Origin of the sequence: Thalassotalea sp. G20_0 (assembly GCF_017744175.1) — a bacterium.
In the GTDB taxonomy this organism is placed as follows: domain Bacteria; phylum Pseudomonadota; class Gammaproteobacteria; order Pseudomonadales; family Endozoicomonadaceae; genus Endozoicomonas.
Window position 1 is genome coordinate 1 of sequence record NZ_JAGHQV010000044.1, and the last position, 22,096, is coordinate 22,096.

Here is a 22,096-nt window from a genome sequence, read left to right on the forward strand (position 1 = left end):
AGCATTCCGCGGTAGAGTCCGACATTAATGCACTTGAGCAGCACGGGCTGGACCGATGCCCGGACTCAGGGATTGACGGTTATCGTCGGTATGTTGGCCTGGCGGTTTTAGGAACCAATCTTCACCGTTTGGGCTCTATACTGCAAAAGCAATCCAGTCAGGCTGTCAAAAAAGCAGCCTGAACGGAGAAGCGTACCAGAAAACAAACGATCATCGTTGGGTGAAGATTACGGATACCCGAAAAACGGGGAAATGATTAAGTTTTGATCAAAAAAGGAGGCGACTGGCATGAGCGGCCTGTTTTGTTTTCAAAAAAATTTTGTCAGTGCCTGTTGAGTCGGATTATTCATGGGTTTTCTGACAGGCACTAAATAAAATAGATTAGCCAGAATATTTCATAAACAGCAGATTTCCAAAGTAAACGACAGCTCTTCACCGTTGAAATCTGCCCGAATGGTTTTTTCATTTGAAGGGTAAAACTAAGCTATGCTTGTGCAGGCTTGGGCATGGCAAGTTCTGGCCTGCTTCTTCCGAAGCGGCTATTTTAGTCGATCCAATTATTTCAGGTGATTGGGTGGTACTTGTCTTCTTTCATGAAATGTTCAGACTAAAAAGGTTTATCACATGAATCCTGTAAATTCTGCTTCTTCCCGTCCTACTGATATCCCCCGGGAATCACATGTTCTTCCTGCTGTGCAGCAGTCATCAACTAATGACTCTCAGGGCGCTTCTGGTTTTTTTGGCCAGCATCAAGTCAGAATTTCAGAACTCAGCAAACCATTGGTACTAAAGTGTTTATGGGATAACGCGAAAGGAGGAGGAGCTGCATATTGCAATATAAAAAATCCTGCAATACTGATGTCGATGAGATTACTCCCGGAGATGGACATCAAAGTTGCTGAACAACACATACAAAATGCCCAAAGCAAAAATCTACCATTGTCGTTTGATTATCTTGATACCAAACCGCTGAAAATAAATATCACTGGAAATGATCTGGATACTCAATCTTACGATTATTATCATGGTGATGGTTCCGCAAAAAGGGCAATTGAAAAGGCGATAGCACTTGATTGCAAGGAAAAGCATCCTGAAGAATTCTATGAAGATGCAATTTTCGGCTATTCCGGAATTAGAGGAAACATCAATACCAAAAAGTCTGGAGACCTGAAACAAATCTACGTTCCCATACACTTTATACCTGACTCTGGACTATATGATTTATCACTGGATGGCTATCCTTTCCATATCGAAGGCACCAAAGATAAAATTATTGAATTCTTGGATAAATATAATAGATTCCATTTTACGGCAAAAAGTATTGAAAAAAAAGAGCAATCAAAAGCCAGAGTCAGTATGAATATAAAGTTATGTCTGGATGATTGTGATCTGCCTAAAAACGCAGGAAAAATGCAGGAAAATCTTGGTAGCGAAGCAGCAAAACAACCTGAAGAAATAAAATCCAGAAAATTCGACAGCACCATCAATAAAATTCGCAACGAATTAAAAAGGCTCAACGAAAACGAAACTGATATTGGCACAGCATTGTCAAAAAATAATTTTGAGGTTTGCAGTGGCCCCATCAATTTACTGCATAACATCAAGAAAGATCAGAAAATTCAAATTGAATTTGACCGGTTTGAGTCATCAAACAGCCCCGCCCGTTTACAGATCAACTCAACCGGTAGCCAGGTAAAGTTCAAAGATTTATCTGAAGCATTGAAGGTGCTTTTTAAATAAAATAGATTAGCCAGAATATTTCATAAACACCAGAGTTCCAAAGTAAACGACAGCTCTTCACCGTTGAAATCTGCCCGAATGGTTTGTTTCATTTGAAGGGTAAAACTAAGCTTCGTGAAGTTTTCAGGCTCAAATTTGAGCACCACCTCAGTGAGCGAAAGATAGCCCAAAGCTGCAATATCTCCTGCTCAACCGTTAAAGTGCTCAACACAGCTGCTGCTAAAGGCCACAAAAAAGCCATCCAGACATTTCTGTGACGTAAAAGTCCCGGGTCGTGTTTTTTTCTTTAAGGGTAGAAAATGTCACATTGTCGTTGATACCTTAGCCGGGTTCTTTCATTTTGCAACACCGGGAAATTAGCCTCATCAACCGTCCAAAAAGCGAAGCATTCCTCACTGCCTCCACCGCCTCATCCGCTGGCGGTTCCGAATCTAGCCGCTTCGATCAGTTCAATAATCACATTATCGGGAATCACTACGCCATTGTCGCTTTATATGGATCCGGTGCCTGCAGGGCTTTTTCTCGTTCGATAGGGTCTTGTGCCTGCCCGGGAGGAAGTTTGGCCGTTGGTAAGCATGCCGAATTTTTTCCAGAAAGATCGGCCAGAAAACCGGTGTCATATAGGGTCCGCCCAGCTTTCATTTCACTCTATTTTTGATCCGTAAAGGGAAAGCGCCCCCAAGACTTCCGGCGGGGACTGCTGGTGGTTGGCAGGAGAATGATTAAGCTGTTGTTGCAGGAACCGAACCACATCCTGATGGCCATTTTGTCTGGCGATGGAAAGTACGTCCGCATTGTGGAACGGGTTTGAGTAGTTAATGTTGGCACCCTGTTGATACAGGTAGATGACGGTATCCAGACGACCAGACTGTGATGCAGTCCAGAGTGCGCTGCCAAGGCTCTGGCATTCCACATTGACGTCAGCCCCCAGCTCAACAAGATACTTCACCACATCAATATCGCCCCGTTGGGCCGCTAACCAGAGAGGGTAGGAGATGTCAGGTCTGTGGGCAGCACTGAAATGGGTCTCGAATGCGCCGAGCAGGTACTTTATTGCGTCCAGTTGGCCTTGAAGGGACGCTTGAATGAGTGCCATGGAAAAGTATGACGGCTTGATGCGCTGCAGTATTGCCTTCTCTTCAAACAGGTATTCCAATACGGGACAATGACCTCCGCTTGCGGCGGCATTGAGCAAACGGTCTGCTTCAAAGGTTGCGGATTTATGCACCAGACACTTGACCAGCCCAAGGTGTCCCTTCGCTGCGGCCTCAATGATAGGCGTAGTGCGCCCACTACTGTTGGCATTAACATCTGCACCTTTTTCCAGCAGGTATTTCACGATCTCACCGAAACCCCTCCCCGTTGCTATGTAGATAGGGGCCTCATAGCCTGAAGCAGCGGCATTGACATTGACGCCTCTGTCAAGCAGGTATGCCACGGTATCCATACTGCCAGCGCTAACCGCCCAATAGAGTGGCGAACCCCACCCGGTATCGTGAAGTCTTGCGCCCTTGCTGTCCAGGAATTTGGCCAGTTCAAAGTGCCCCCGGGCGCAGGCCTGGCATATTGGGGTTTGTTGGCCTCGGCAGTTGGCGTGAATGTCTGCGCCCCTGTTCAGTAGCCACGCCACCGCTTCGATGGAGCCGCTGCGGGCTGCAGAAGAGATCGGGGAATAATAACCCTTCTCATCAATGTTGATGGTTGCCCTGCTGGCAATGTAATCCATCATCACCACCTTGCCACCCTCAGCAGCGTGGCGGAATAGGGCGGTGCCGAGGCCGGGAGCATCAATTCTCAGCGTCTGACGCTCAAGCAAGTACTCCACCAGTTGGCAATTGCCAGAACAGGCAGCAGCCTCGATGGGGTGTTTCCGGGGGGGGCGTCTACTACCGGTGATGGCGTCGATGTCCGGGCCGCCGGCGTTGATGTCCGCCCCCTGGTCAAGCAGATATTTGACCGTTTGCAGGTTGCCGCTGCGACAGGCAGCCCAGATCAGGGTTTTGCCGCCGGTTTCGCCATGGCTATTGTTTGCGCCTCGCTCAAGCAGTAACTTGACCAGCTCAAAATGGCCGCAGATTGCCGCGGCATAAACCGGGGTAAGCTGCCCGGTACTCTGGTTATCAATGTCCTCGCCCCGATTGAGCAGATACTCTACGATTCTGGAAAACCCCATTTTGGCGGCATGGTGAATCGGGGCACCCCTGCCCGGGCAACCGATTTGCAAACGGGCACCGTTCTTTTCCAGAAACGCCACCAGATCCTGATGGCCACCTTTAATGGCCAAGTACAGTGGCGAATTGACGCCTGTGGTGCTGCCAGCCTGTATGTCGGCATGATGTTCCAACAGAACCTTGACTATCTCCCGATGCGCGCCAGCGGCCGCTACTGACAGAGGTGCATGGAGAGGGTTACTGGCCTCAAGGTGTGCCCCCGAAGACAGCAGAAGCTTTACCACTTCAAGATTGCCAGCCAATGCAGCCAGCCAGAGTGGGGTGTACCGCGATCCTTTCTCAACAGCCATGGGCAGGTGGGCGGCAATAGAGGGTTCTACCCCGCTAATGTTGACAGGTTGTTGATCCAATGTCGCAATCTGGCTGGAGAGGTTGCAATTAACATCAGCACCTTGTTGAAGCAATGCTGAAAGGGCGTGAATTTCTCCATTCAGGATTCCAGAGACCAATTGCCATTGCCAGTTTTCCAGCAGGGGCTGTGGGTTATGATGCCCTGGTGGTGCAATGGTTCTTTCTATCAGGGCAGTGGCGGGGACAGGGCTGTTGTGGTCAGGGGGAGTCTCTTTTGGCAAGGCAGGAAGAACAGGCGCTGACGACTTATCGGTGGCATCATGGCCAGAAGGCTTTTGGTCGGTGATTACACCGGAGAATGCGCCCTGGCTATCAGGACTGGAAACTGCACCATACATTTTTTGATCCCAACTCAGTTATTGAAAACTGTATTGACATTTATCCCTCCTTTTTATCCCCCCGGATGATTTTTTTATATCTTGAATTCAGGCTGCGAAATTCGGGCTATCGATTGGTTTATCAAGTCTTGGACGACGTTGTTGTAGTATTTGTGGTCAGTGTTGGTAAACGAGAACGAAGCGAAGTCTATAATGCCGCTCAAAAACAACTACAGTAAAGCAGCATAAGAATTATTCTCCGGAATTTAAGCGTAAAGCCATTGCTATTGTGGTTGAGCAGGCCAAGTGCAGGACAAAAGACATTGATCAAAGCACCTGTTTTATCCGGGCAAATTTCGCTAACGTGGCGATCAGTGCATTGTTAAAATCATGCCCCACATGCATACGTTGCAGGGCAAAATGGTGGGCGACAACGGATGAGCCATCCAGGCAATCATCAATATATTCAACCAATGCATCAACTGAGGGGTTAGTTGCCGCCAGTAGTGCCATCCTTTCCAGGGTGCCGAGGCGCTTTCGCACCCCTTTGTTCAGCAGGCTCCGGACGGTGACGGCAGAAACGTCCTGATGCTGTTGGTCATTGATAAATCGTAAATCGGCCAGGGCTGTTTTATGGTCATCCAGATAGTCCATCGCCTCCTGATAATGCCCGTGGCAAATCAGTGAATAGGCCTCTTGCAAAAGCTGTTGTTCCGTTTCGTTCATCCTGAGTTTATAGGAAAGAGCCTCAATTTTCAGCGCCTCAAGGGGATACCCCATATCCTGTGGAATCGGGGTTTCACCATCAGGCAGAGTAGACAAATAGGGGTGGCCCGTTTGCAAAAGAAAGGATGTGGTATTGGCTCCCTCGGTCAATACAGGCAGATCGGAAGCCGTGATCAGATGATGAAACACCGGTTTTGGCAGGTCTGGCAGCAAACAGATGGCAACGGCTTTATGTTTGCTGAACTGTCCCAGCTGTGCCTCAACCTCTTCCGACTCAGAATCAATAATCACCAGTGTTTTGGCCATGCCCAGGTTATCAAGCAGTTTGTTGGGTGTCTGGGATTTACCCATCAAAATCAGCGTGGCTTTGCCCTGTTTCTCTTGGGTGACTTTTTGCAAGGCATCAATCCATCGACCTAGCAGCTGTTCTCTTCTGGGTATAACGTCCTGATGCTGCAACCCATAGATGACACTCAAATGGATATGCCCTTGTCGGCACAAAGTACAGATTCTGCCCAAGGTTTTCGCCTGTAAGGGACTGTTTATGGGTGAGGCATTCAAGGCTTCTCTGATCCACTGTCGTTCATCCCGGTCGGAGCTAAAAGTTCTGATGGCACCAGGCTCCGGAAGCAGGCTGTTGGGTGGCAGGTGCAGGGGGATTTTTCGCAGGTTCAAACCATCAAAATCGGTGTACAACACCCGACCATCCGGTGATGTAATGTCAAATCGGTAGGGTTTTACCACCATGTAATGATCGTAATGGACTGTGTGTTGCTGGTGTTTTTCGGGCAGGTCCAGAAATGAAAACACCACAGCAGGTTCTGGTACTCCATCATCGCACTGCACGATAGATAGTGTACTTTGCCCCATACGGAAACATTGCGGTAGGCGTTTGTCAGGATCAAAGCCGGGCAATAACAGCGCCAGCTTATTGAGTTCCACCCGCTTTAATCGTTCTGTTTTCAGCCCTTCAGCAGATTCCGGGTCGGCATCATTGTCTGATTGACCTGTTGCTTCGGACTGCCGGGTAGCGGTGGGTTGATGCCATGGGGGCGATAATCGCAGTTGAATTTTTGGAGCGCCCAATGCAACCAGCTGGTTAACCAGTTGTACACTGACATTTTCATCACCCAGAGCGATAAAACTCTGCTCTTGCTCCCTCTTCATGCAGAAAAAGGTGCCATACACCCCCACCTCTCCAAGCCACTGAAGCACCTGTTTTGCCCTCTGGCGTAATGCCCGGCTACCGGATGAAACCGTCGACGATAAATCCATGGCCTGAATGAATGCACTGCCCGAAGGATTGTCTTTTCGGGAAAATAGGAATTGTCCCTGAGTAACTTCCTCTTTTTGCCACGGAGACACGGAGTCACAGAGGCAAAGATTTTTTCTTTTCTCCGTGTCTCCGTAACTCTGTGGCAAGGTTTTTTCTTTGCTGGCCAACATCGGAAATGTGGAAGTTACTTCAGGACAGTTCCATAGAGGGGCAAACAGCTCCCCGGGAGGTGAGAACCGGAATGTCCCGGAACCCGTTTTTGAAATGGCTGTTTCTTTATTCGGCCCATAAGCAATAACAGGCCTGAAGGCTGGCAAAACCGATGTTCTTAACTGTTGGATTCTTTTTTCACATTGGGCATCGGTGCTGTGTAAATTGAGAAAGAACAGTAGGTGATTCAGTCTCTCACGGACACAGGGCTTCTCTATGGCAACTTTGAGAAATGCCAGCTGTGCCCGCTCTGAAGCCTGGGAAAATTCCAGGCAATGCACCGGCGTTTTAAGACTGTTATCCATGGTTACCAACGTTTCAGGTACACAGTTCATCATCTTGATGCTGCTGCTGATGTACCCCCGTAAAACAGCGATATGAAGCGGTAACAATCCTTCTTTATTTTGTTCGAGCAAAGACTGCGCACCGGCACCGGAGGCAATGATCACATCAAGACTTCCGGATGTTTTAGCGCGTGCTGCATGGTGTAATGCCGTGTCGCCATTATGATCTTTTGTACACAATGCATGTTTACCTTGCTCAGTGTTGAGCGCTTTACGGAGCAACAGCGTATAATCCGACGCTCCCATCCGATGAACCAATGTCTTGCCTTCTTCGTCTGCCAACAAAAGACAGGCCGGATACTGCTCAATAAGTGACGGATACCGGGCAACCAGACGCAGTAACTGTTCCGGATTTTTTTCCTCAATGGCCCGCTCAAAAGCAGCCGTAATGGGATGCTCAACACAGGGTGATTTCCGGACAGTTCGCTCAAGATTGGCGGTTGTGATGAGAGGGCGCTCTGTTACTGTGCAATGGCTGGTACCAACACTAATACGAGGATTTACTGCTACCACGGTATCGGGATTAGCGACATGAGACGGAACAGGAGAATCCGGTTTCCCATGATTCGCAGAGGCAGATGATCTATCTGAATAAACTGGCTGGCATGGTGGAATCATATATCGATTATCCAGAGCATTGTGAGTATTTTATTACTGTCGTTCCTGGTTTGCTTCGTCAGAGAGCAGACCATCCTGAAAGTTCTTGTTCCGATAAAATTTTTCAACTCCAAATGGTTCGAGAAGCTCTTTAAGTTTTTTAAAAACTTCATCCTAATGTGTTTATTACAATGTTAATAGTCGGTTTCTCGATAGCAGCACCGTGATTAGCCCTCAATACACTGTTTAACCACTACCCTTAGAGGCTTTTACAAGCCCCGTCCTTCAGGGCGGGGTTCCCTGACGTTTGATATCGACTGCCGTTGCGTTAGACGCTCTTCATTTTTCCACCATCGACTACCGTATTGGTTCCGGTGATGTAACTGGCAGCGTCGGAAAGCAGGAATGCGGCAGCATTGGCAAACTCTTCAGGCTTGCCGTAGCGCCCCATGGGAATAGCTGACTCAGCAGCTTTTCGAACTTTGCCCGGGCTGGTATCAGACCGTTGCGCCAGAAACATATTCAGGGCTTTGATTCGATCCGTATTGATTGAGCCCGGAATCAGGTTGTTGATGCGGATATTGTATTGCGCCAGGTCGGTTGCCAGCGTTTTTACCAGACTGTTGACGCCTGAACGCATGACATTGCTCATCACCAGAATATCGATGGGTTCCTTTACGGCGGAGGAGGTCAGGGTAAGAATGCTGCCGCCGTTTACTTTAAGCGCAGGCAGCGTTGCCCTGATCAGTCGTATGGCGCTCATCAGCGTCAATTCAAAAGCAGCCTGCCAGGCTTGATCATCAAACTCTTCAAAGAAACCCGGTGCGGGACCTCCGGCATTGATGACCAGTCCATCAATGTGGCCAAAGTCATTCTGGGTATCGGCCACCCACTGGGTGATTGAATCCGCATCACGGGCATCAAATACATAGCCCCGGATTTCTGCTGCCGTTTCTTCGCTGATCATTGCGGCTGCTGTGGCGATACTTTCCCGGCTGCGACTGGCAATGGAGACTTTTGCGCCTTCTTCAGCCAGCTTCTTTGCAATGGCATAGCCGAGCCCTGAACTGGCACCCGCCACCATGAAAACTTTGTTTTGAATACCAAGATCCATACGATGAAACTCCTGTAGTTATTTTCGACGCACTTATGGCTTGTGAGGCCGGGCAAGGTACTCTGTAGACTGCATCTCCTGCAAACGACTGCGCGTTCTCTTGAACTCAAACGACAGAGTACCGCTGGCATAGAGTGCTTCAAGATGTACTTCACTGGATAAAATAAGTTTTATGCCACGGTCATAGAACTCGTCAATCAGATTGATAAAGCGGCGGGCCTGATCATTCCGGTTGGCATCAAACTGAGGGACATCCTGAAGAATGACTGAATGGTACAGGCAAGCAAGCTCGATATAGTCATTCTGGCTGCGGGGGCCATCGCACAGATCAGTAAAGGTAAACCAGGCCACATCTCTGCCTGACTTTACGGTGTTAATAGGGCGTCCTGATATTTCGATGCTCTGGCCCGTCTCAATATGTTCCGGGTCAGCCGCCAGCTCTGAAAATATCCGTTCCAGCTTTTCATGGTTGGCCTTATTGAGGGGCCAGTAGTAGGTTTCAGCTTTTTCCAGAAGCCGCAGGCGATAGTCAATATTGCCATCAACATTCACCACCAGGGTGTGCTTTTTTATCAGGTCGATGGCCGGAAGGAAGCGGGCCCTTTGCAGCCCATCCTTGTAGAGAAGGTCGGGATCCACATTCGATGTGGCGACCAGGGTGACGCCCCGCTGAAACAGCTGATCCATCAAACCGGCGAGGATCATGGCGTCCGTGATGTCGGAAACAAAGAACTCATCAAAACAGATGACTCTTGCTTCTTTGGACAGACGTTCAGCGACGCTTGATAGCGGGTTTTTCTGCCCCTCCAGTGTCTTAAGTTCGGCATGTACCCGGCGCATAAAGTGGTGGAAGTGCATGCGCAGCTTATCCTGAAAGGGCAGGCAGTAATAAAAGGTGTCCATCAGCCAGGTTTTACCCCGGCCAACGCCCCCCCAGAAATAGAGGCCACGTAATGGCTCCCGGGGCTTGCCGAGGGCACCTTTGATCTTCTTGAGGAGTGATCCCCCGGGTGGTTGGATCAGCTGTTCATAGAGGTTTTGCAAGTGTTTTACCGCCTCAGCCTGGGCGGGGTCCCTGCTAAAACCTTTTTGGGTGATATCCCTTTGATAACAAGCTTGCGGGGTCATAATCAAATACTGGATAAAGGAGCGCTGCTTATTGTTTTCATATTTGCCAAGGGGCCAGAAGCTGTCAATGTAACTGGACTACGGTCAGGTGGCAAGGCTTGCTGAACTGAACCTTTTCAGGCCGGGTTCGGTCATTATAGGCTTTGATGTTCTTTTATCACTCTTTGATGAAAGCAGCTATACAAAGTCTGTGGATTCTGCTCGATTCTGGCTTTTGCCGATATGGACTAGGCCAACTTCAATGGAATCTATACAATCTGTTTATAGGCAGGCGCTAAAGCACATGGCGTTGTGATTTAATGACAAGGGCGCGGGCCCCACTGAGTGAGGCGATACTGTGGAAAACATGAACGTACTTTGGTTTATCGGTAGTCTGGCGTTTCTGGCGGGGATTCTGTGTGGTGCGCTCGTTTACCATTTACTGTCCGGTGCAAAATCCCGTAACGGCAGGCTGGAGAGCCAGCTGGATGAACTTCAGCAGGAATTCAAAGAGTACCAGGAGCGTGTGGGAGATCACTTCACCACATCCGCTCACCTGATCAATAAACTGACTGATACCTACCGGGATGTCCATGAACATCTGGCCAATGGTGCAGAAGCGCTCTGTAAGGATGAAGAAGTCCGCAACCGGCTTGGCGACTCCCTGTTAAGCAGTAACGCACTGCTGTCCGGGAAGATTCATAAGCGTCGTAATGAGCGCACGCCACCCCTGGAGCAGCCCAAGGACTATGCGCCTAAATCCAGCCCTGATGAACAGGGAGCGCTGGCTGAAGAGTACGGTTACGGTGAGTCTGCGAAAGAAGGAACCACCACCGATAAATAAACGGTGACTTACAAGGCTTCCTGTCGAGGAAGCCTGTAGTAGCTCTATTTAAGCTTCCAGCGCATCCAGATACTTCTCGGCATCCAATGCTGCCATGCAGCCAGTACCTGCAGAGGTAATCGCCTGACGATAGACATGATCCATAACATCCCCGGCGGCAAATACCCCCTCTTTTGACGTCAGTGTGGCATTGCCTGCAAGACCGCTATTCACACGGATATAGCCATCTTTCATGTCCAGTTGGCCGGCAAAAATACCGGTATTCGGGGTATGGCCGATGGCGATAAAGCAGCCCATTGCGGATATTTCTTCAGATTCACCACTTAGCACGTTTTTAACCCGGACGCCGGTGACCCCCATATCGTCGCCCAGAACTTCATCCAGAACAGAGTCAAGAACCAGTTTGATATTTCCGTTCTGCACGCGATCCATCAATTTGTCCTGAAGGATTTTTTCTGAGCGAAATTGCTGGCGACGATGAATCACAGTAACGGTTCTGGCAATGTTAGAGAGATAGAGCGCTTCTTCCACCGCCGTGTTGCCGCCACCGACCACGACCACATCTTTATTTTTGTAAAAGAATCCATCACAGGTTGCGCAGGCAGACACCCCTTTACCCTTGAAGGCTTCTTCACTGTCCAGGCCCAGATAACGTGCGCTGGCTCCGGTGGCGATAATCAGGGCGTCGCAGGTATACGTGTGGCTGCCTTTCAGGGTGTAGGGCTTTTGGCTGAAATCCACTTCTTCGATATGGTCAAAAATAATTTCAGTACCAAAGCGTTTGGCGTGGGCTTCCATCTCCATCATCAGGCCTGGGCCCTGAAGCCCTTCCTGTCCACCGGGCCAGTTATCGACATCCGTTGTGGTGGTCAGCTGGCCTCCCTGTTGCATGCCGGTAATCATCACCGGATTGAGATTGGCTCTTGCGGCATAGACTGCGGCGGTATAACCCGCAGGCCCGGAACCAAGAATTAACAGGCGGGAGTGTCTGATTATGCTCATTATGTACTCCATTAAGGAAGGGGTAATGATTAAATGGCCTTATAATAGCTATAGCCTTTGAGCCATGGCAATTGGCAAAACTTATTGGTTTTATTGTCTGTCCCTATTAAGAGAAGAAAACAAGAGAAATAGCTGTTGCTGGTGTAATATTCCGTTTTTTGGCAAGCATTAACAATAAAGTGATGATACATAACACCCCTGCATCAGGCCCCGGTTACTTTATCCGGGGGCTGAAAATGATTTTACTGCCACAATTGCGATGGTTTGTTTTGATTCCGCTGGTCATTAATATTCTGGTGTTTGCCGGGATTATTTATTGGGCATCGGGACATTTCTCTGTGTGGATGGAGCAACTCACCGGCTGGATGCCAGAGTGGCTGGCGTTCCTGGAGTATCTGCTATGGCCACTGTTCTTTCTGGCCCTGGCGGCCGTGATGTTTTTTACCTTTACCATTATCGGGAATTTTATTGCGGCCCCGTTTAATGCATTGTTGGCGGAAAAAGTGCAGCAAATGGAAGGTGCCGAGCTGCCTGATCTTAAATTGTCTGACTGGCTGACAATTGTACCGAGAAGTATTGGCAGGGAGTTGCGTAAACTTTTGTATTTTCTGCCCCGGGCAATTGTGCTGCTGATACTGTCCTTTGTTCCGGTGCTGGGATTTGTGTTGTGGTTTTTATTTAATGGCTGGATGATGGCTATCCAGTACTGTGACTATGCAGCGGATAACCGGGGTGTCTCGTTTTCCGACATGTTATCACGATTGAAACCGAAGCTATCAACGTCGTGGCCTTTTGGTGCGGTTGTTAACCTGGCCATGTTGATACCGCTGATCAATTTGCTGATTATTCCTGCTGCAGTCGTTGGTGCAACGCTGTTGTGGGAACGGGAAATAGAGCAGCCTGTGGCCGCAGGGTGATGGGATCTTTCATATAGGCAAGGAGTGGGTTTAATGAGTTGTCTTTTCTGTAAAATTGCTGAGGGCGATATTCCCGCAGATAAAGTATTTGAAGATGATGAGGTGGTGGCCTTCAGGGATATTAACCCGGCGGCTCCAACCCATATTCTGGTCATTCCGAAAAAGCATATTGCGACCATGAATGACGCCGTAGCAGAAGACCAGCCACTGCTTGGCAAGATGATGTTGGTGGCAAAAGACATCGCAGCCAGCGAAGGGGTAAGTGAGGATGGTTTTCGCCTGGCCGTGAATACCAACAGCCATGGTGGGCAGTCGGTCTACCATATACACCTGCATTTGCTGGCGGGACGTCAAATGCAGTGGCCGCCGGGCTGATTGTGAGTCTTTGCGAAAGGCCTTAAAAAGAAGGGAACCACAAAGGCACAAAGACACAAAGTTTTTTCTGGGCTTGCCTGATTTTCAGGCTCAGCTAACAAAAAAGGCTTCCTTTGTGCCTTCGTGTCTTTGTGGTTTAAATCATCTATTCGGTTTCAATAATCTCGTAACTGTGGGTGATTTCAACACCACCTTTGCCCAGCATATGGGCAACCGAGCAGTATTTTTCGGCGGATAAGTTTACGGCACGTTCCACCTGGGATGCTTTGATCTTGCTGCCTTTCACCACAAAAGACAGGTGTATTCTGGTAAATACGGCGGGAATGGCATCAGCACGTTCGGATTCAATGTCCACATGGCAGCTGGTCACTTTCTGACGCGCTTTTTCCAGGATATTGACCACGTCCACCGAAGAACACCCACCTAAACCCATCAGCACCATCTCCATGGGGCTCGGTGCGCTCTTCTGGTGTTTGTCGGCATCCATAACGATGGAGTTGCCACTGTCGGTCAGTCCCAGAAAACGCTGGTTATCAACCCACTTGACTTGAGCCTTCATTTGAAATTCCTGTTTTCGTTTGACTGTTTCTATTTGGGGGCAATTCTAAAGCCTTTGTGTCAAAACAGCCATTCAATCAGAATTCTGTATTCTTCGTAACAGCATCCATTCATCGAATAGTGCCAAGACAGTCAAGAAAAGTTTGCGGTATGATGTGATCAAAACAAGGCAGTTGTGGTGAGAAGATGTTGGCAAAGAATTTACCTGTCAGACCAGCCTCCGGAGTAAAACACTTTTTGTCTGTTTTTTTGGACATGTGCTCCCGGAAAAACTATCCGGCCAGAAGTACCATACTCTGTGCTGGTGATACTTCAGAGACACTATATTACATCATCAAGGGTGCTGTATCCGTGGTTATTGAAGACGATGGTGGTCGTGAGATGATCGTCGCCTATCTGAATCAGGGTGACTTTTTTGGAGAAATGGGTCTTTTCGACGAGGGCCAGCAGGAACGCAGTGCCTGGGTTAAGGCCAGGACCGCCTGTGAGGTAGCGGAAATCAGTTACCGGCAGTTCAGGGATCTGGTGCAGAAAGAACCAGAGATTCTGATGATGCTGTCTGGTCAGATGGCTGCCCGGTTGAAGGATACCACCCGGAAGATGGGGGATCTGGCATTTCTCGATGTGACCGGCCGGGTGGCCAGAACGTTGCTGGATTTATGCCGTCAACCCGATGCCATGACGCACCCTGATGGGATGCAGATCAAAATAACCCGTCAGGAAATTGGTCGTATTGTCGGTTGCTCCCGTGAAATGGTTGGACGGGTTCTGAAAAGCCTTGAAGCCCAGGGGCTTGTTTCGGTAAAGGGAAAAACCATGGTTGTGTTTGGCACCCGTTAGCAAAGCCGTAATAATCAGCCCTTGTTGAGTGTCATTGGAACCTATACTGAGGCTTATATGTTTTCTCAGGGGTTTCATATCATGGCTAATAAAAGTATCAGGTTTCTGGCTCTGCCGATCGCGCTATCTGCTTTGCTGTCCGGGTGTTCAAATAATACGGATCAGGTTGAAGGCAAGGTAGAGGAAAAGCTGGAAGTTGCGATGTTTCAGGTGACTCCGGCAGGTAATGGGCCAACAATAGGCAACGTGTTTATACATCATGCTGACGATGATGATGTTACCAAAGGGATTAGACTGCAGCCGGCACTGCATGATCTGCCACCCGGGAAGCATGGCTTTCATGTTCATGAAAATCCCTCCTGTGAGCCAGGAGAAAAAGGTGGCCAGAGCGTTGCTGCCCTGGCCGCAGGTGATCACTATGACCCAAACAGCACCGGTCACCACGAGGGGCCTGAAGGTCATGGTCATTCAGGTGATTTGCCGGTATTAATGGTTGATGAATATGGGAACGCGGTCAGCCCTGTTATAGCACCTCGACTTTCACTCTCTGAACTGAAGGGGCGTTCACTGGTGATTCATGCCGGTTCCGATAACTATTCTGACAACCCTCCCCTGGGTGGCGGTGGTGCCAGAATAGCCTGTGGGATTATTCAATAGTTGACGTGATAAAGACTGGCCGACCCTCTCAGGGCGGCCTTTAATCATAAATAACGGCTAAACAAGCTGCTGAGCGCCTCTCCCGGATCTTCCTGGCGCATAAAAGCCTCACCCACCAGAAAGCTTTTCACATTATGCCGGACCATGGATTCCACATCCTGTTTTGTGTGTATACCACTTTCCGTAACCACCAGCCGACCATCAGGAATCCGGTTCAGCAACTCAAACGTATTGTCCAGACTGACTTCAAACGTATGCAGATTGCGATTGTTGATACCGAGAATAGCGCCCGGCAATGGCAGTGCTCTTTCCAGCTCATTGGCCCCGTGCACCTCGACCAGAACGTCCATTCCAAGGGATTGTGCCAGCGCATTAAATTCACTGAGCTGTTGGTCAGACAGTGCGGAGACGATCAACAGGATACAGTCAGCACCAATCATCCGGGCTTCGTATATCTGATACGGGTCAACCATAAAGTCTTTGCGTAACACCGGCAGAGAGCAGGCATCCCGGGCGGCCTGTAAAAAGCGATCACTCCCCTGAAAGAAATCCTGGTCCGTCAACACGGACAGGCAGCTGGCTCCGGAGCGTTCGTAGCTTCTGGCGATGTCAGCAGGCTCGAAGTGTTCCCGAATAACCCCTTTACTGGGAGAGGCTTTTTTGATTTCCGCAATGATAGCGGCCTGCTGCTTTTCCACCCGTAACAGCAGGTTGCGGGCAAAGCCCCGTGTTGGGGTGTTTTGTGCGGCCAGCGTTTTTACTTCATCAAACGGCCTGGTATTCTGGCGCTCAGAAACTTCTTCATGCTTGCGTGCTATGATTTTATTCAGAATCGTCGGTAGCGACATGAATTGAATCCTCTCACTTACCAGTTGGCTGCTTCTGCAGAAAAAACGCGGGTGAAGCTGGCAAGCTCTTTCATTTTCTCCAGCGCCAGGCCACTATCGATGGCGTCCCGGGCCATCAGAATACCTTCCTCAAGGCCACCGGCAACCCCCGAAAGATAGATGGCGGCACCGGCATTCAGGGCGATCATGCTGGCGGCTTTTTCAGCGTATTTTCCCTCCTGTTTACCGAGGGCGTCTTTGATCAGCGCCAGTGATTCATCACTGTCTTTCACGTCCAGCCCGATCAGGCTTTGGGAGTTGATATTGAAATCTTCCGGTTTCAGGGTGTATTCGCGGATGTTGCCATCCTTCAGCTCAGCAACGTGAGTTGCACTGGCAATACTGATTTCATCCAGTCCATCGACAGAATGCACCACCATAACATGCTCATTGCCCAGTTCACGCAGTACTTCGGCCATGGGACGGCATAGCTCCCGGTTAAAGACACCAATCAGCAGATTTTTTACGTTAGCCGGGTTAGACATCGGCCCAAGAATATTAAACAGAGTACGAATGCCCAGCGCCCGGCGTACACCGACCACATTTTTCATGGCTGAGTGGTGGGCTGGTGCAAACATAAAGCCAACCCCCACCTCAGTAATGCAGCGGGCCACCTGATCAGGGCTGATATCCAGGTTGACGCCAGCCTGCTCCAGAAGATCGGCGCTGCCACTTGAGCTGGAAACCCCACGGTTACCATGCTTTGCCACTTTGGCACCGGCAGCCGCACAGACAAATGCCGACGCTGTTGAGACGTTGAACAAGTGGGCTCCATCCCCGCCGGTACCGACAATATCCACCAGATGCTCAGCGTTTACCTCAACCCGGGTAGCCAGCTGTCGCATGACCATGGCCGCCCCGGTGATCTCTTCAATGCTCTCGCTTTTCATCCGCATGCCAGTCAGAAAAGCCGCAATCTGGCTGTCACTGCACTGGCCTGTCATGATCTGTTGCATGACCTCGACCATTTCATCCCGGCTCAGGTCAAGATGTTGTACGACCCGGTTGATGGCTTCTTTTATCTGCATGTCTTCATTCCCTTAAATCAATGGTTATATGGACTGTTTGAGAAAATTGGCCAGAAGGTCATGCCCCTGTTCGGTCATAATGGACTCCGGATGAAACTGCACGCCCTCAACGGGCAGTTCTCTGTGGCGAACGCCCATGATCTCGTCATTGCTGCCATCGGCAAATTGCGTCCATGCGGTGACCTCAAGACAATCAGGAAGACTCTCTTTATCAATAACCAGTGAGTGGTAACGGGTTGTGGTGACCGGGTTGGCCAGACCCTGAAACACCCCGAAATCCTGATGGAAGACCGGGGAAACTTTACCGTGCATCACCTGTCGGGCGCGAACAATCCTGCCGCCATACACCTGGCCAATACTCTGATGGCCAAGACAGACACCCAGGATCGGGACCTTACCCTGAAAGTGTCGTATAACATCCATGGATATGCCAGCTTCGTTCGGCGTGCAGGGGCCTGGGGAAATAACGATATGGTCTGGCTTTAGCGTTTCGATGTCATCAATGGTGATGTGATCGTTCCTGTGGACATCGACAGTAGCCCCCAGTTCTGAGAAGTATTGAACCAGGTTAAAGGTGAATGAGTCGTAGTTGTCGATCATTAACAGCATCAGTGTTTCATCCCTTTAATGAATCCGGTTTGGGCCATGGCTACCGCACGAAACAGGGCACGCCCTTTATTCATGGTTTCTTTCCATTCCAGGTCAGGGCTGGAGTCAGCAACAATACCGGCACCGGCCTGAATATGGAGCTGCCGGTCTTTGATGACCGCGGTTCTGATGGCAATAGCGGTGTCCATATTGCCGTTCCAGGCCAGGTAGCCCACTGCGCCGCCATAGACGCCCCGTTTTACCGGCTCCATTTCATCGATGATTTCCATGGCCCGTACTTTGGGTGCCCCACTTAACGTCCCTGCGGGTAGCGTAGCTTTTAGTACATCCAGGGCATCCAGTCCACTTTTCAGTTCGCCCGTCACATGGGAGACAATGTGCATAACGTGGGAGTATCGCTCAATGACCATCTTGTCCGTCAGTTTTACTGAGCCTGTGGTTGCTACACGTCCAACGTCGTTTCTTCCCAGATCGATCAGCATCAGGTGTTCTGCCAGCTCTTTGGGGTCATTGAGCAGCTCCTGTTCGAGCGCTTTATCCTTCTCTTCGGTATCACCCCGCTTTCGAGTGCCGGCAATGGGCCTTACGGTCACCTCGCCATCTTCCAGCCGGGCCAGAATTTCAGGAGAAGAGCCCACCACATGAAAATCCCCCAGATCCATGTAGTACATGTAGGGGGAAGGATTGGTACTTCGCAAAGCCCGATAAAGGTTCAGCGGTGAACTGTCATAAGGGATTGTCATTCTCTGGGAGAGAACCACCTGCATCGCGTCGCCTGCCAGAATGTAATCCCGAATAGCGCCAACGGAATCTTTGAAGGCTTCTTCGCCAAATCCTGATTGAAAATCATCTTCACAGGCGGGGTTCAGAGAGGCCTGGACCGGAGGTTGAATATGGCTGGTCTGCAGCTGGCGGACAAGGTTGTCCAGGCGGAATTGTGCTTTTTCCAGTGCGGCTGGTTGATCAGGGTTGGCATGGGTAATCAGGATCAGTTTGCCACTGAGGTTATCGAATACCACCAGTTCGTCAGACACCATTAACAGAATGTCCGGTGTATGCAGCTCGTCCTTCGGGGCGCTTTGTGCCAGTTTGGGTTCAATGTAGCGAATCGTATCGTAACCAAAATAACCCACCAGACCGCCGGTGAATCTGGGCAGTTCCGGCAACTCCGGCACTTGATAACGTTGCTGGAATGCCTTGATAAACGCCAGCGGGTCGCTGGTGGTGTGTTCTTCCACAATCTGGCCATCGGTTTCGATCTGAATACGATCGCCGTTGACCCGGAGCAAGGTGCGGCAGGGCAGGCCAATCATCGAGTAACGGCCCCACTTTTCACCGCCCTCCACAGACTCCAGCAGGTAGGAGTAGCGGCCATTGGCCAGCTTGAGATAGGTGGTTAATGGTGTATCAAGGTCTGCCAGAATCTCACGTACAACAGGGATGCGGTTGTATCCTTCTCTGGTCAGACGCGCAAACGCTTCAGGCGTCATAGCAGCTCTCTCGAATAAGCTAACAGGATTATTGATTTAAATTATCTATGTTTGGCAACAACCATGTTGCCGTTGGGCTAAGTGAAATTTGCAGGCCTATGGCCAGCGCCAAGAGGCAGTAAGGAGGGAAGTTGAAGACAAGGAAGTATCGGAACAGCCGTTATGGTCGTTGTATCTGAGTCGAAAGCTATGTTGGTGATAACGGTCTTGGCTTTGACAGGGCTTCACGGCAAACTCCGTACCAGGGCAGGATCTATCCAGACTCTTTAGTACTGCTTTATGTCATTATGATCTGCGCTAAGGGTATATGACTACAGGGGCTATTGCAAATCAGCGAGTATGCTGACCCGATGGGGGTTCCCGAAGATGAGAGTGCATCGGGCGGGGCAATCAGTGTGTCTGGATTTGAGCATTGGCTGCGTACGGTTTTGATATTGATCTTTTCCTGAAATCAGTGGTCAAAGGACTGCTTGATATGAATTTACAGCCGATGATGTTTCCCCCCAAGCTTGATATCTATCCAAAGAGCGCTCCTTCAGTGCTTAAGATAGAAAGAAAACTCTTTTTTGACCTCAGATTATATTTTCCCGGCTTCGATGGGGGAGGGGAGGTGACAGGATTTTCATGAGCATTACACATGATTTTATCCGTTTTTTCACTGATATACTGATTTAGAATCTGCTGATTGAGGGGGTGAACTTCTTTTTTTGCAGCAAAAGAACATAAGTCATTGCAAAAATCATAAACATCAGAAACCAGACAATTATCTCCCAGGTAATTAACGGCGGGGGTCAATTCGAGAATTTTATCCTTGTCCATAAACCTCTGCAGCTGATGAGTCAGTAGCTCCTCTATTCCGGTCTGGTTCAGCCCTTTGACTTCAAACTGAGTACCTAATCGCCCTTTCCTGAGAGCAGCAGGGTCAAGGGCGTTTGGCCGATTAGTGGTTCCCGCCACGATGATGCGATTCTCATTTGCCGCTTCTATATGCCTTAGCAATTCGTTAGTTCGTTTAACATTGAAATGAGAGCTACCGTTCCGTTTCGGAAGCATACTGTCAATTTCATCAATCATAATTATGGCCCCTTTTGCCTCACAGGCTTTTTCAAACATATCAGCAATGTTTTGCTCGCACTCATCCACCAAGCAACTTCCAACCGTTTTAGGATTCATCTCATAGAAAGCCAGATCCAAAAAATTCGCCAGTGCTTTCAGCCCACGAGTCTTACCAGTTCCCGGGATGCCATATAACAAAAATGATTGTGGAAAGTAGAGGTTATAAAGTTCATAAAATTCAGGTTTTAATAGCTGTTGGATGACATGATTCCTGAAAAATTGAGTCAGTTCCGGTTGACCATGCAGGATAAAATCCTCCAGTTTTTTACCAAGTGGTTCAACTTCCTTGTTGAGCCGTTGCGTGATGCATTGATCAATGATTTTCTGATCTATCTCAAACAAGCCAGCCCTGGCGCATGCCTGGCCCACTTTGATGAAGAACTCATTCACGACTTTTCTACACTTGTCTTTTCTGTCAATGTCGCTAACCCCTTCAGGGATTCGGTCAGACAGTTGGTCGGCAACCTGTTTCCAGTCAACATTGTCATTCACGGAATACTTGTGTCCACGAATGTACTGATTGATACTGGCCAATATCTGCAAGGCAACCTTCTCTTGTGGACTCCAATGGTTCTGTTGATTAAACCGGTAACACTTGAACTGTTTATCCAGTAAAAGTTCAGGTATTTGTTCTTCCCGGGAGGCCATGACCATAACAACAGCATTGATATTGTTGTGTTTGAGCTTGGAACGAAGTTGATTCAGTAATGTTTGTATACAACTGTCATTGCAACAGTCCGCCTCGATAGCGATGACAGCATAGCTCAAACCGTCTTCTTTTATCTGCAGGATCATCTGGTCTATGGCGGAGCCCTTATTGATTTCAGTCAACTGATAAACCGGGTTCCCGAGGGTATCCTGCAGTTTGTTGATTATCTCCTGGCGGGAGTTGTTATCAGAACCTAATAGTACGAGCCCTTCTGGCTGGTCTGCAGGAGCAAAGTGTGCATATGACTCCTGGTGTTTAAAGGGAGTCACCACATGTTCATTGAGAAAATCTGACAGTGAATCGTTATCTGCAATGGTAACTTTGCCTATTTTACTAAGATTCAATATGAATGGTTCCAAAAGTATTGACTTGAATTGTAACTGTCTTTCACTGAGTTTTAAGTCAACCAACCAGCCCGGACGTTTATCAGACTTGATCTTTTTGACAAGATTAAGGCGCTGTTCACCAGATAATTGCTCAGCATGCCTTTTTAAGGCGGATACTGAAGAGGATAAAGATTCCTGCGAAGTTCTTATCTTGTTCAAATACCAGAGAGTTCTAGCGCTGAGTGATCCGTCGTATATCGTCGAATTTGAATTCATAGCATGACCGTCATATAGATAATGTGCATCTCGTTCGACTTCCTGCTTCTGAAAAGGTTCCTGACTCTTTAATGATGCAATGCTGCAATTGTTAGCAATTCTGATCAATTTGTCAGTTTATCCGGTTAATCAATAGGGTAGGTTCTTGATATGGCAGAAACTATTCAGGGAGATTCACATGATAGGAAATTCCACCGATACTCAGGGTCTGCAGCAGGCTGAAGTTCAGGGACTGGCGCAGACTCAAGGCTTGTTACCGAGCAATTTCAATAATCCAAAAGCAATATCTGACCAGCGTTCACATAAGTAGCTAACCATATGAAATCATATATTTCTGACTCCTTGTGCCGGCACTCTGCTTCGTTACAACTCCGGTCACATAGCTACGGCTATGCTCCCTCCGTTGTGCCTCGCATAGTACCTGCCCAAGGAGTCAGAAATATTTGATT

18 protein-coding genes and 1 pseudogene are annotated in these 22,096 nt (G+C 49.0%); 8 read left to right on the forward strand and 11 right to left on the reverse strand.

Features of this window, described 5'->3' with window-relative positions; genetic code table 11:
* The 3 genes and pseudogenes from J7438_RS20095 to J7438_RS28450 all read left to right on the forward strand — a co-directional run.
* A pseudogene (locus J7438_RS20095) lies at positions 1–182 on the forward strand (hypothetical protein); the annotation flags it as partial.
* Positions 183–624: 442 nt separating this feature from the next.
* On the forward strand, positions 625–1,740 hold the full coding sequence (locus J7438_RS20100; protein ID WP_209277958.1) for a hypothetical protein: 1,116 nt from the start codon (positions 625–627) through the stop codon (positions 1,738–1,740).
* Positions 1,741–1,832: 92 nt separating this feature from the next.
* A complete protein-coding gene (locus J7438_RS28450) occupies positions 1,833–1,997 on the forward strand; it encodes a sigma factor-like helix-turn-helix DNA-binding protein (protein WP_209277959.1) in 165 nt (54 codons plus the stop codon).
* 386 nt (positions 1,998–2,383) lie between these two features.
* Here J7438_RS28450 and J7438_RS20110 read toward each other — a convergent pair whose 3' ends face one another.
* From J7438_RS20110 to zapE, 4 genes are all read right to left on the reverse strand, one after another.
* Positions 2,384–4,660, reverse strand: a complete 2,277-nt coding sequence (locus J7438_RS20110) for an ankyrin repeat domain-containing protein (protein ID WP_209277960.1) — start codon at positions 4,658–4,660, stop codon at positions 2,384–2,386.
* Positions 4,661–4,966: 306 nt separating this feature from the next.
* Positions 4,967–7,708, reverse strand: coding sequence for an ankyrin repeat domain-containing protein (locus tag J7438_RS20120; RefSeq protein WP_209277962.1), 2,742 nt, complete (start codon positions 7,706–7,708; stop codon positions 4,967–4,969).
* A gap of 412 nt (positions 7,709–8,120) precedes the next feature.
* Positions 8,121–8,906 carry an SDR family oxidoreductase gene (locus J7438_RS20125; protein WP_209203505.1) on the reverse strand — a complete coding sequence of 262 codons (786 nt, stop codon included), beginning with the start codon at positions 8,904–8,906 and terminating at the stop codon, positions 8,121–8,123.
* Between the two features lie 33 nt (positions 8,907–8,939).
* Complete coding sequence (zapE, locus tag J7438_RS20130; protein WP_209277963.1) at positions 8,940–10,034, reverse strand: cell division protein ZapE; 1,095 nt, start codon at positions 10,032–10,034, stop codon at positions 8,940–8,942.
* Between the two features lie 346 nt (positions 10,035–10,380).
* Between zapE and J7438_RS20135 the strand changes: the two genes are divergently transcribed.
* Entirely contained in the window at positions 10,381–10,857 is a 477-nt protein-coding gene (locus J7438_RS20135) for a Z-ring associated ZapG family protein (protein WP_209203503.1), read from the forward strand.
* A gap of 48 nt (positions 10,858–10,905) precedes the next feature.
* On the opposite strand, the gene trxB is transcribed toward J7438_RS20135, so the two are convergent.
* A complete protein-coding gene (gene trxB / locus J7438_RS20140; RefSeq protein ID WP_209277964.1) occupies positions 10,906–11,859 on the reverse strand; it encodes a thioredoxin-disulfide reductase in 954 nt (317 codons plus the stop codon).
* A 182-nt stretch (positions 11,860–12,041) separates the two neighbouring features.
* Between trxB and cysZ the strand changes: the two genes are divergently transcribed.
* Complete coding sequence (cysZ, locus tag J7438_RS20145) at positions 12,042–12,776, forward strand: sulfate transporter CysZ (RefSeq protein WP_209277984.1); 735 nt, start codon at positions 12,042–12,044, stop codon at positions 12,774–12,776.
* A gap of 33 nt (positions 12,777–12,809) precedes the next feature.
* Positions 12,810–13,151 carry a histidine triad nucleotide-binding protein gene (locus tag J7438_RS20150; protein ID WP_209277965.1) on the forward strand — a complete coding sequence of 114 codons (342 nt, stop codon included), beginning with the start codon at positions 12,810–12,812 and terminating at the stop codon, positions 13,149–13,151.
* Between the two features lie 145 nt (positions 13,152–13,296).
* On the opposite strand, the gene J7438_RS20155 is transcribed toward J7438_RS20150, so the two are convergent.
* Positions 13,297–13,710: an OsmC family protein gene (locus tag J7438_RS20155; protein ID WP_101745137.1), complete on the reverse strand. Its 414-nt coding sequence runs from the start codon at positions 13,708–13,710 to the stop codon at positions 13,297–13,299.
* A gap of 185 nt (positions 13,711–13,895) precedes the next feature.
* Between J7438_RS20155 and crp the strand changes: the two genes are divergently transcribed.
* The gene (gene crp / locus J7438_RS20160) at positions 13,896–14,549 is read left to right on the forward strand and encodes a cAMP-activated global transcriptional regulator CRP (RefSeq protein ID WP_209277966.1); all 654 of its coding nucleotides are present in this window, start codon (positions 13,896–13,898) and stop codon (positions 14,547–14,549) included.
* Positions 14,550–14,630: 81 nt separating this feature from the next.
* A complete protein-coding gene (sodC, locus tag J7438_RS20165) occupies positions 14,631–15,206 on the forward strand; it encodes a superoxide dismutase family protein (RefSeq protein WP_209203497.1) in 576 nt (191 codons plus the stop codon).
* Positions 15,207–15,250: 44 nt separating this feature from the next.
* Here sodC and trpC read toward each other — a convergent pair whose 3' ends face one another.
* The 5 genes from trpC to J7438_RS20190 form a co-directional block, all read right to left on the reverse strand.
* Entirely contained in the window at positions 15,251–16,054 is an 804-nt protein-coding gene (trpC, locus tag J7438_RS20170; protein ID WP_209277967.1) for an indole-3-glycerol phosphate synthase TrpC, read from the reverse strand.
* A 17-nt stretch (positions 16,055–16,071) separates the two neighbouring features.
* Complete coding sequence (gene trpD, locus J7438_RS20175) at positions 16,072–17,121, reverse strand: anthranilate phosphoribosyltransferase (protein WP_209277968.1); 1,050 nt, start codon at positions 17,119–17,121, stop codon at positions 16,072–16,074.
* Between the two features lie 24 nt (positions 17,122–17,145).
* Positions 17,146–17,730 carry an anthranilate synthase component II gene (locus J7438_RS20180; RefSeq protein ID WP_209203491.1) on the reverse strand — a complete coding sequence of 195 codons (585 nt, stop codon included), beginning with the start codon at positions 17,728–17,730 and terminating at the stop codon, positions 17,146–17,148.
* Positions 17,730–19,220 (reverse strand): anthranilate synthase component I, encoded by a 1,491-nt coding sequence (trpE, locus tag J7438_RS20185; protein WP_209277969.1) that lies wholly within the window; start codon positions 19,218–19,220, stop codon positions 17,730–17,732. Before trpE ends, J7438_RS20180 begins: the two co-directional genes overlap by 1 nt.
* A gap of 516 nt (positions 19,221–19,736) precedes the next feature.
* Positions 19,737–21,755, reverse strand: coding sequence for an ATP-binding protein (locus J7438_RS20190; protein ID WP_209277970.1), 2,019 nt, complete (start codon positions 21,753–21,755; stop codon positions 19,737–19,739).
* Positions 21,756–22,096 lie beyond the last annotated feature (341 nt).